The organism is Rhizorhapis sp. SPR117 (assembly GCF_021742065.1).
In genome coordinates this window covers 1-8,964 of record NZ_JAKKIE010000094.1, presented here as the reverse complement: position 1 = coordinate 8,964, position 8,964 = coordinate 1, and the positions used below count along the sequence as shown (strand labels likewise).

Below are 8,964 nucleotides of genomic sequence, written 5' to 3'. Positions count from 1 at the left end.
AGATAGCTGCCATCCGTCCATGACCGGATATCCGCCGCAGCCATATCCACGAACTTGATTGTGTCAGTGCCTTCGCCGGCGCTTTCATCGACGGTGTCGCCGTAGCTGCCGCTATCCCCGATCGCGAACGAAAAGGTATCGTCGCCTACGCCGCCATACAGGGAATCATCACCTGCGCCGCCGACCAGGATATCGTTGCCGTCATAGCCAAAGAGCGTGTCGTCGCCGCCCCGCCCCTCAATGCGGTCGGCCTCGGCCGAGCCATAAAGGGTGCGACCCGTATCCGTGTCCACGAGGATCAAACCATCTCTCAGGTCCCACGTTTCATCGTCGAACTCTATAAGCTCCACTTTCTCGGCCACGTTCGACCCGGCGGCATATACGCTATGCGCAACCTTCACGTATACGTCCGACGTACTGGCGGAGCCAAAATACAGATAGCTGCCATCCGTCCATGACCGGATATCCGCCGCAGCCATATCCACGAACCGGATCGTATCGACGCCCTCGCTGGCGCTTTCATTGACAGTGTCGCCGTAGCTGCCGTTGTCACCGGCGGAGAACAGGAACAGATCATCACCGGCACCGCCGTACAACTGATCGTCGCCCGCACCGCCGATCAGAATATCGTCGCCGCCGTAACCGTAGAGCGTGTCGTCCCCCTCGTAGCCAAAAATAGTATCGGCTCGATCATCCAGACCGATCAGGGTTTCGTTAGCATCCGTTCCCTCGAACGTAAGCTGTCCTCGGGTATCAATCACGCCGTTTCCGAATATCAATGACATCAGGTAATAGGTAACCGTAACGGAGCTCATCGTGGGAAAAGCATCTTCGTTATCAAATGTACCGCTATAAGTGTTGGCTCCATCCTGTACGAACGAGCCGAGTTCCGAGCCTCCAACCCAGTCATGAACTGCGTTGTCATAGATGCCGATGCCGGTTATCGTCCTGCCGGTTTCAAAGTGAGAGACTACGAACGATTCTTCCAGAGCGTCGATATTGATTACCAGCGACGTATTTCCCTGTGATCCCGAAAGGGTCAGGCGCACATCACTGATGGATATACCATCCCGGAAGACAAGGTCCTTTACGTTGGTTTCTGTCGTTACGATTACGCCTCCCGGCCCCCCATAAACAGATTTCAGAACATGCGGGTGCATGATCTCGTAGCCGAATTGGTTCGGCAGAATGCCCCAGATAGAAGACGGAGCGTTGCGCATGCCGCCAATCGTTCCATTGTCATAGACTGGTAGAATGCCGCCCGCCGCACCATTTTGCGCCCGCCAGCCATCCACGGAATAGTCATAAATGCGCGCCAGATCGATGATCTCCATAATGGAGGAACTGGTGTTTTGCACTATGTAATCATAATATTCTGCAATATCTTGCTGCGTATAAATGGCGCTGTTCAGGTATAGTAAATCAACGCCGCCATCGTAGTATTCGCCATTTGAAAGCCCGACGGAAAGTATTTTTTGCGTTGCCAATCCGCCACCGACAGCCTGGAATTCATAGAACTCGGCGAAAAAACTGCCGACGGACCCATGCCAGCTCAACTCGACGATCATCTCACCGGCTGTAATATTCTCCGGATCGTCTACAGGGTTGAAATTTATAATTTCGACAGAATCAAGTCCCTGACCGAAACCCTCAAATATTCCGACTTCTCCGCGATCGGTCGCCAAATCGAAATAATACGAATCGTGCCCCTTACCTCCGCTGAAAACGATCGCTTCTCCCAATCCGGGAGAACCATAAAAGCTGTCATCCAGGCTTGTGCCATATATGGCATGAATATTCGTAAGAGTGTCGGTGCCCTGACTGGTGCCCTTCTGGACCGTTCCCCCTGTCCCGCTATAATTAACGGTAATCATCTTATCTAAATAGGCATAATCCACCGCATCTACGATATCTCCATAGATGTTAACCGCACCGCTTATAGTGTCCGATCCATCGGAACCGTAGAAGAAGTTCTGGACTGAATTGCCTGCGAGAGTATCGGAGTATCCCGAGCCGACGATATTTTCTATGGAAGACAGGGTGTCCGAACCGCCATCGCCGTCATCAGAAGCCGTTCCCAAAGAAAGATTTACAGCAACACCGGCTTGGGCGTTGCGATAGTCAGCCGTGTCATAACCGTTGCCACCATCCAGATTGTCATTCCCTGCGCCGCCGAGTAAAAAATCGTTGCCGTCGCCGCCATAGAGGTCATCACCTGCGGCTCCGCCAACAAGAATATCATTGCTACCCATGCCGCGCAGCACATCTGCCCCAGCACCGCCGAGAAGGATATCATTCCCGCCCGTTCCCGTGGCATCGTCAGCGCCATCGCCGCCGACAAACAAAGACGCCTGCCCCGTCGATCCAGTCGGAGCAGCAATTGTGTACGTGCCAGTATTCTTCGTCGCGAATATCACGCGCTCGATGATGTTCGTCGTGTCGTCGCCCCACATGGTTTTCGTGAGCGACCGCAACGCCTCATCCATGCCGCTCGCGGCATAGATATCTCCCACAAGAAACGCGCGCGCTACCATGGGCGGAAGCTCTTGCGCGCCCAACAGCCACTTGGAATCCTCGAAACTGACGGTCAGCAGGTCGCCGGACAGGTTCAGAATGCCATCGACCGCAGTCGCATAGTTCGACTGTTCGATATCATTCAGTGCCAGATGCCCGGCATACTGCACCAGAGCCTTGCTGATATCGACGGCGTAAGTCTCGATGGCCGGCGATGCGCCCGAAACGGACAAAGCCGCGCCCAGGTCGTTCGCGTCGTTGTAAAGCGCGCGGACGCCGGTGTCTCCGAAAGGCCGCTCACCCTCGTCGACGGCGGAATAAGCGATAGTCGTACGGAGGATGTCGGAATGCTTGTTCTGCGCCTGCAATTCGCCGGCAACGCGCGCATCCGTCATGCCGATCAGTTTGGCAAAACCGTCATCATATAAGACAGGCCAGAAATATTCCGTGGCCGTTTGCCAGTCCGTTAAACCGGGCACCTCATCCGCGAACATCGTGATGACGAGGGTGGCTTGAGAGTGTCTTGCGACGGCTTCTTCGATCGACCCGCCAGAAACCAGGTCGATCCCGTTCAAGGCATCAATACTATGATAAGTCCCTTCATTGCCTCTTCCCAGAAGCCCTTGAAGGGCTTCTCCTTCCACATAGTACCCCTGCATCCCGTTAAAGTCAGGTTGAATAGGGGTATTCCCATCATAGACCAGGTTAACGTAGTCGGGATTCTGATAGGCCCAACTTAACAACGTATATCCAGGATAAAGCGTACTGAAATTCGCAAATCCAGCCGGGGATACAATCATCGTATCGACCTGATTCTGCGAGTCCTGATACTCGACGATATAATTTGTCGCCCTCGCCGCCGCCAACTCGAATGTCATGGTGTCATAGGTGTTTACATTTTTGTCGTATAGCGCGCCAACGAAGCCCGCCAGACCGCCGCCAAGGGAATGGCCGGTGAGGGTGATATTGGCCGTAAAGTAATTTCCGGTGCCGGCAATCTCCTTATAAAACTCGACCGCCATTGCCCCCTGTTCGCTGGACAGTTCGCCCGCGCCCAAGGTCCATCCGTGGAGAGGGTCGCGAAATCTTTCGTTTAACGCTTTGGGATAATCCGTTCCGCGATAGACGACGGCCATTTCGCCGCCAGGCTGCCCATCAAGGTCGTACGCAATGGCGTAAAAGCCTATAGCTCTTGCAGCAGCATCCCCTTTGGTGTCCTCAATTACAGCATTTCCGATTTTGACGGACCCATCAGTATCATCTGGTAGCTGTATTGAACCATTATATCCACGGTTATACGCATCCATGGCCAAAATGGCGTTCATTAATTTCGACGGCAATGTCATTTTGGCTCTCCTGTTTTGAAGTTTCCGCCATCAAGCCCTAAAGGAGAGCCTTTAGATGTAAAACCGCCATGCAAATATCCGCCGCCGATCGTCTTTAACCACGGCAACCATGTCGTAATTCCGTCCGTCACTGGTTCATTTGTTAGTTCCAGTGCAATATCGTGTATCTTTACGCTTTGGCCGAACAGTTGTTCGAATCGATCCTCTTTTAGATCGAAGTACCCCTGCTTATTGCGCTCCCAGACCTGCACCAGTGTCACAGACTGCGGATCGCTCAAATCCGTGAACGTCACGAGCTTGGGATAGCCGGGGGGATTGCGCGGGTTCAGGACACCTTTTGAGCCAAGCGGCAGACTGGCGTAATACTTAATCCCCGCCGGCGTTGCCGGTCCGTCAGTCGGGAAGGCGTTATAAAATTCGAGGTCGGATTGGTGCGAAATCAGCGCGAACAGAACGCCGCGCTCGCCCAAATCCACAACGACGGCCTCACCCTTCACATCGGCGGGATTGCCGACATCGGGCCAGTCGATGTCCGGTGCAGTGTTCGACATCTCCCTGACCGTCGACCCGGTTTTAATCCCTTCCGGCGTCTCGACCGTTACGGTCATCTTATAGCGCCAAGTGCTGTGGCCGTCGTTTCTTTCGCCCATTGCAAAAGAGACAGTCGCCCCCGTCGCTATCGTAAGAATACAAAGCACATAACTCCATATATGTATGCTACGCATGATCCTCACTGATGACAGTAATATTTGTTGTTGACTTAGTCATAACTGTGGTTTGAATTTTATTATCGAGAAATACTCCCATTATTTTTAGAAGACTGCAACCTCAAAGAGAATTTACAGAAATAGACAAAACGCGACGGCTGCGTGGTTTTGACGAGGAATCGCGAGCCGGGATGCCATTAATTCTTGCGACAGGTTCCTCCGAAGGCATGCGTCCATGACTCACTTCGCCACCGACTTCACCCGCGACATTCCGCGTGGAATCTCCACGCGGTTTCTCAATGAGCAATCAGTGCCGCAAGCGCGGTGGCAGGATGTGGAGGGGTTGGCGGGAGGTAAGGCTGTCGCGTACGATCCGGCTAAGCCGGGTCGCAAGGTGCTGGTCGGCGCCCTTGGCGACCAGCTGATCGGCATCGACGACAACCGCCACATGCTGACCGTCGCGGGCTCGCGCGCGGGCAAGTCCGTCATGCTCGTCGCAAACCTCATGTTCTATCGCGGCAGCGTTCTGGCGCTCGATCCGAAGGGCGAACTTGCCAATCTGACCGCGCGCCGCCGCGCCGCGCTGGGGCAGGATGTGCATGTGCTGGACCCGTTCCTGACCTGCGCGGAACATGTCGCGCCCTACCGCAAGCGGTACAATCCGCTGGCGATGCTGCGCATGGGCAGCGACACGGTCATTGAAGATGCGGGTATGATCGCCGATGCGCTGGTGGTCCCGGCTGCGGGCAAGGACCCGCACTGGGATGAGAGCGCGCGCAATTTCATCGAGGGGCTGATCCTGCATATCGTCAGTGACGCAGGCTTCGAGGGCAAGCGCACCCTCGTCTCCCTGCGCGACCTGCTGCGTGATGCGATGATCGCGGCGGATGGCGACGATCAGGGCTTTGCGCTTGAACTCGCGATGTACGCGAATGCCGAACGGCTTTCACGCAACGCCACTACCGACGACCTCGCCAACGCGATCGAAACGGCTGCCCGCGAATTCTACGAGAAGCCGGACCGGGAACGCGCGAGCGTGCTGTCCACGGCGCGGCGGCATACGAAGTTTCTGGATTACAAGGCGATGCGCCGGGTGCTGTCGGGGCATGATTTTGATCTCGCGGATTTGAAGCGCGCGGCGCAGGGGCAGACGCTTTATTTGTGCCTGCCCGCCAGCCGCATGGGGCTGTGCAATCGCTGGCTTCGTCTGTTCGTCAATCAGCTGCTGGATGCGATGGAACGGGAACGCGCGAAACCCGCCGCGCCGGTGCTGGTCTGCCTCGATGAATTCCCGGTGCTGGGCCATATGCGCCAGCTGGAGGACGCGGCGGGGCAGATCGCGTCGTTCGATGTGAAGCTGTGGGTGTTCTTGCAGGACTGGGGCCAGGGCAAGGCTCTGTATGGCGACCGGTGGGAGACGTTCGCCGGCAATGCCGGCATCCTCCAGTTCTTCGGCAACAATGACCTGATGACGATGGAGTATGTCTCCCGCCGTCTCGGCAAGACGATGGTCGCGGTGACGCGCGAAGGCGAAGTCGGCCCGGACCAGAGCGCCGCCGGGTTGTCAGGCCGCTCACAAAGCATCGAGCTTCACGACCTGCTGACGCCGGAAGAAGTCAGCCGCCAGTTCGCGCGCAGCGATCGGCTCAAGCGGCAACTGGTGATCTGGGCGGGTTATCACCCGATGATCCTGCAAAGGGTCGAGTATTTCGACAAGGCAAGCCCGCTGCATCCGGTGTTTGCGGGCAAGTACGACGCGCCTTAGGGCGCGCCGCGATCCGCCCTGGATTTGCCCGCATCGCCAATGGGCTGCGCCTGCGGTTGCTGCTTGTGCTGCTGATCGTAGAGATAGCGGCCGAGGGCGGGATTATCGGCTACTTCTATCGCCAGCGTCGCCGCCGTCCGGCCCTGCTTATCCTTCTTTGTGAAATCGCACTTGCCTGTTGCGACCAGCAGTTTCAGGACCGCTTTGGCATTGCGCGCGGCAGCGTAATGCAGCGCCGTGAGACCCGTGCCGGGCTCGGCATGGCTGATAGCGGTGTAGCCGTCGGCCAGCATCTGTTTGACGGTATCGGCATCGCCGGTGCGCGCCGCCTCCAGGAAGGCGTGCGGCGTGAGCACGCGCTGCGTATCTTTGTCTTTGCCGCCCGCCATCACCCGGACTCCTGCCGATCAAACCGCAAACTGTTCTCTGTCGCCCACGCGGTCACGATCTCCGTGGCTGACGGCTGTTCCGGCGCGGGCGCTTTGCCGACCCAGGTGCTTCGGACCGGGATGCCCAGCTCGCCGTGCTTCAGAAGATAGAGCGCGTCGGCCCCGGCATCCGTGTCGGACGGCACGGCATAGACCACGCTGCGCAATTCCGCATCTCCGGTCAGCCGGTCCTTTATCAGGATCAGCACCTGCTTGTTGCGTCCCTGCACAAGCCATCCGTCGTTCCTGATGACGGCAGTGCTGGCGACCTTAAAGAAACGGCGCAACTCCGCCGGGTGGCGCGAACGCGCCCGCATGGCCGTGATGTAGGAGGTTTCTTCCACCTGAAAGTCCCGGTTGCCGCTCTGCGCAATCGCGAGTGTCCGGTATTCATGGCGGCCGCGCCTGTCCTCACGCTCCGCCAGAAACCGGCCGCATAGCAGGACGGTGTCGGGTATGAGCCCGTCATCGCTGCTGCCCAGGAACTGCGCGAGGCTATGGATGAGTTGCGCGGGCGAATCCGTCTCCTGCAATTCATCGGCGGCGAGATAGCCCTTCTCGGTCAGGAAGGCCGTGATCGCGTCCAGCCGCTCCAGCGTCGGGACCTGCGTCGCCGCGCCGAAACGGCGGAGCGCTTCGCCGAGCACGTCGAAATCATCTTCCTTGTCATAGAAAGCGCGCGGCACGCTCTCCGCGTCGGCGACATCCTGCGCGATGCGGTTCCACGGGCGTTTGCGCCCGCTGATGCGGGTATCGCTGCGATAGCGCAGAAGGCGGTCCCGCAGCCGCCGGATGATGGCGTCAGAATAATCCAATCTTGTGCGCCCCCCTTTGCGATAGCCGGACGCGGTTTGCGCGCGGTTTTGGAGTCGCGACCGGGCTTATCTTCTTTTCAGAAGCAGCAAAGCGCAAGCCTTTGCCGGAAAGGAAGACTGTGATGGAGCAGTATAAATCCCCGTTTGAAGGTAAGCCTGACACAAGGCAGGACAGCGACGATCAGGGCACGATGACCTTCACGGTCACCACTCGCACGCTGACGCCGTTGCGGGCGCGCATCGTGGATGGCGTCACGGCCCTGCTCATTCTCTATATCGCGGTGATCGGCATCCTCGTGGGGATACGCGAACACGATCCGTGGGCATGGGTCTTTCTTGTCGGCGGCCCGCTCGCCGGCCACAGAGTCATCCGCCGGTGGATCGCGGAAGAATTTGAAACGAAGACCGTGATGCACTTCACGGACACGACGTTCGCGGTGAAGCGCGGCCTGGTTGGCGCGTGGGAGAGCTTCGACCGTCGCCATGCCCATCGCTTCGCCCTCGTCCAGCATGACCATGCACGCCGCGAACAGGCCGAGCACGAACACGGGCAGCGCATCGACCAGACCAAGGGCCGCGCGACATGGCGCACGCCGTACTACCAGGAATCCTACTTCGTCAGTTTCGAGTATCTGGGCCAGCGCAATGACCTGATGGCCGTCCATGGCCGCAAGGAAGCGCTGGCGATCCTCGCGCGCCTCAAGGCTTGCGACGAAGTGATGGAATCGCAGGCCCGCAACGGCAAAGGCGTTCCGCTGAACCCGCGTGACGAATGGGGCGAACAGCCCGGCGATATCCCGGAAACCGTCTGAATGCGCGCCCCGAATCCGCAAAAGGAGCATCATGATCTATGACCGCAAAGCGATGCAGGAGGCCTATCTGGCGTCCGTCGACCCGCATTACGAGCCGTCCCATCCGGGGGCCCGCGCAGCCAAGGCGGCGATGGAAATCGAGCGCAGTATTGCGAAGCGATCCGGCTCATCGCATTCATCATCGGGCGGCTCCGCCGCCATCGGGTGGATCGTCATCGCGATCATTGTCATCGCCGTGTGCGGCGGGGGTTGAGCCATGCAGAGGCTCAACCGGTCGCGGGCGGCGATGATGGCGCGAGGCCGCCGCTTACGCGGCGGCCTCAGCCGGACGCGCCAGCCCGTGCAGGTAGTCGGCAGCGCGCTGCGCATGGGCAGCGGCGGTGAAGACGGCGCGCTTGTCGTCCTTCAGGACGGAAAGCCAGTGGCCGATATAGGCGGCGTGATCGGCACGATCCTCAAGCGCCAGCCCGAGATCGGCGCAAAGGAACGCCGCGCCCAGTTCGGCGACATATCCTGACAGTCCAGCCAAAAACGGCGGTTGGAAGGTGAAATCCATCGGTGCCTCCAGCACTGCCCA

The 8,964-nt window shown here is 58.3% G+C and carries 7 protein-coding genes and 1 pseudogene; 3 read left to right on the top strand and 5 right to left on the bottom strand.

Annotated features, from left to right (window positions below):
• Positions 1–3,860 (bottom strand): annotated as a pseudogene (locus L3X40_RS19910) (hypothetical protein); the annotation flags it as partial.
• Positions 3,857–4,468, bottom strand: coding sequence for a hypothetical protein (locus L3X40_RS19905; protein ID WP_237367139.1), 612 nt, complete (start codon positions 4,466–4,468; stop codon positions 3,857–3,859). The pseudogene L3X40_RS19910 and the gene L3X40_RS19905, both read right to left, overlap by 4 nt.
• Before the next feature lie 334 nt (positions 4,469–4,802).
• On the opposite strand from L3X40_RS19905, the gene L3X40_RS19900 reads away from it, so the two are divergent.
• The gene (locus L3X40_RS19900) at positions 4,803–6,332 is read left to right on the top strand and encodes a type IV secretory system conjugative DNA transfer family protein (protein WP_237367138.1); all 1,530 of its coding nucleotides are present in this window, start codon (positions 4,803–4,805) and stop codon (positions 6,330–6,332) included.
• Here L3X40_RS19900 and L3X40_RS19895 read toward each other — a convergent pair.
• Positions 6,329–6,721: an ankyrin repeat domain-containing protein gene (locus L3X40_RS19895; protein ID WP_237367137.1), complete on the bottom strand. Its 393-nt coding sequence runs from the start codon at positions 6,719–6,721 to the stop codon at positions 6,329–6,331. The two genes, L3X40_RS19900 and L3X40_RS19895, sit on opposite strands and share 4 nt — an antisense overlap.
• Positions 6,721–7,575: a hypothetical protein gene (locus tag L3X40_RS19890; RefSeq protein WP_237367136.1), complete on the bottom strand. Its 855-nt coding sequence runs from the start codon at positions 7,573–7,575 to the stop codon at positions 6,721–6,723. The genes L3X40_RS19895 and L3X40_RS19890 overlap by 1 nt, the downstream gene beginning before the upstream one ends.
• Before the next feature lie 122 nt (positions 7,576–7,697).
• Here L3X40_RS19890 and L3X40_RS19885 point away from each other — a divergent pair, with 122 nt between their 5' ends.
• Entirely contained in the window at positions 7,698–8,387 is a 690-nt protein-coding gene (locus tag L3X40_RS19885; protein WP_237367135.1) for a hypothetical protein, read from the top strand.
• Positions 8,388–8,418: 31 nt separating this feature from the next.
• Positions 8,419–8,640, top strand: a complete 222-nt coding sequence (locus tag L3X40_RS19880; protein ID WP_237367134.1) for a hypothetical protein — start codon at positions 8,419–8,421, stop codon at positions 8,638–8,640.
• Positions 8,641–8,694: 54 nt separating this feature from the next.
• Here the strand turns inward: L3X40_RS19880 and L3X40_RS19875 are convergent.
• Positions 8,695–8,964: zincin-like metallopeptidase domain-containing protein (locus L3X40_RS19875; protein WP_338331162.1), on the bottom strand; the 270-nt coding region annotated here is incomplete at its 5' end.

Bases quoted from the DNA above. Each gene is read 5' to 3' on its own strand.
- L3X40_RS19905 (WP_237367139.1), bottom strand. From the start codon at position 4,468: ATGACCGTAACGGTCGAGACGCCGGAAGGGATTAAAACCGGGTCGACG.
- L3X40_RS19900 (WP_237367138.1), top strand. From the start codon at position 4,803: ATGACTCACTTCGCCACCGACTTCACCCGCGACATTCCGCGTGGAATC.
- L3X40_RS19895 (WP_237367137.1), bottom strand. From the start codon at position 6,721: ATGGCGGGCGGCAAAGACAAAGATACGCAGCGCGTGCTCACGCCGCAC.
- L3X40_RS19885 (WP_237367135.1), top strand. From the start codon at position 7,698: ATGGAGCAGTATAAATCCCCGTTTGAAGGTAAGCCTGACACAAGGCAG.
- L3X40_RS19880 (WP_237367134.1), top strand. From the start codon at position 8,419: ATGATCTATGACCGCAAAGCGATGCAGGAGGCCTATCTGGCGTCCGTC.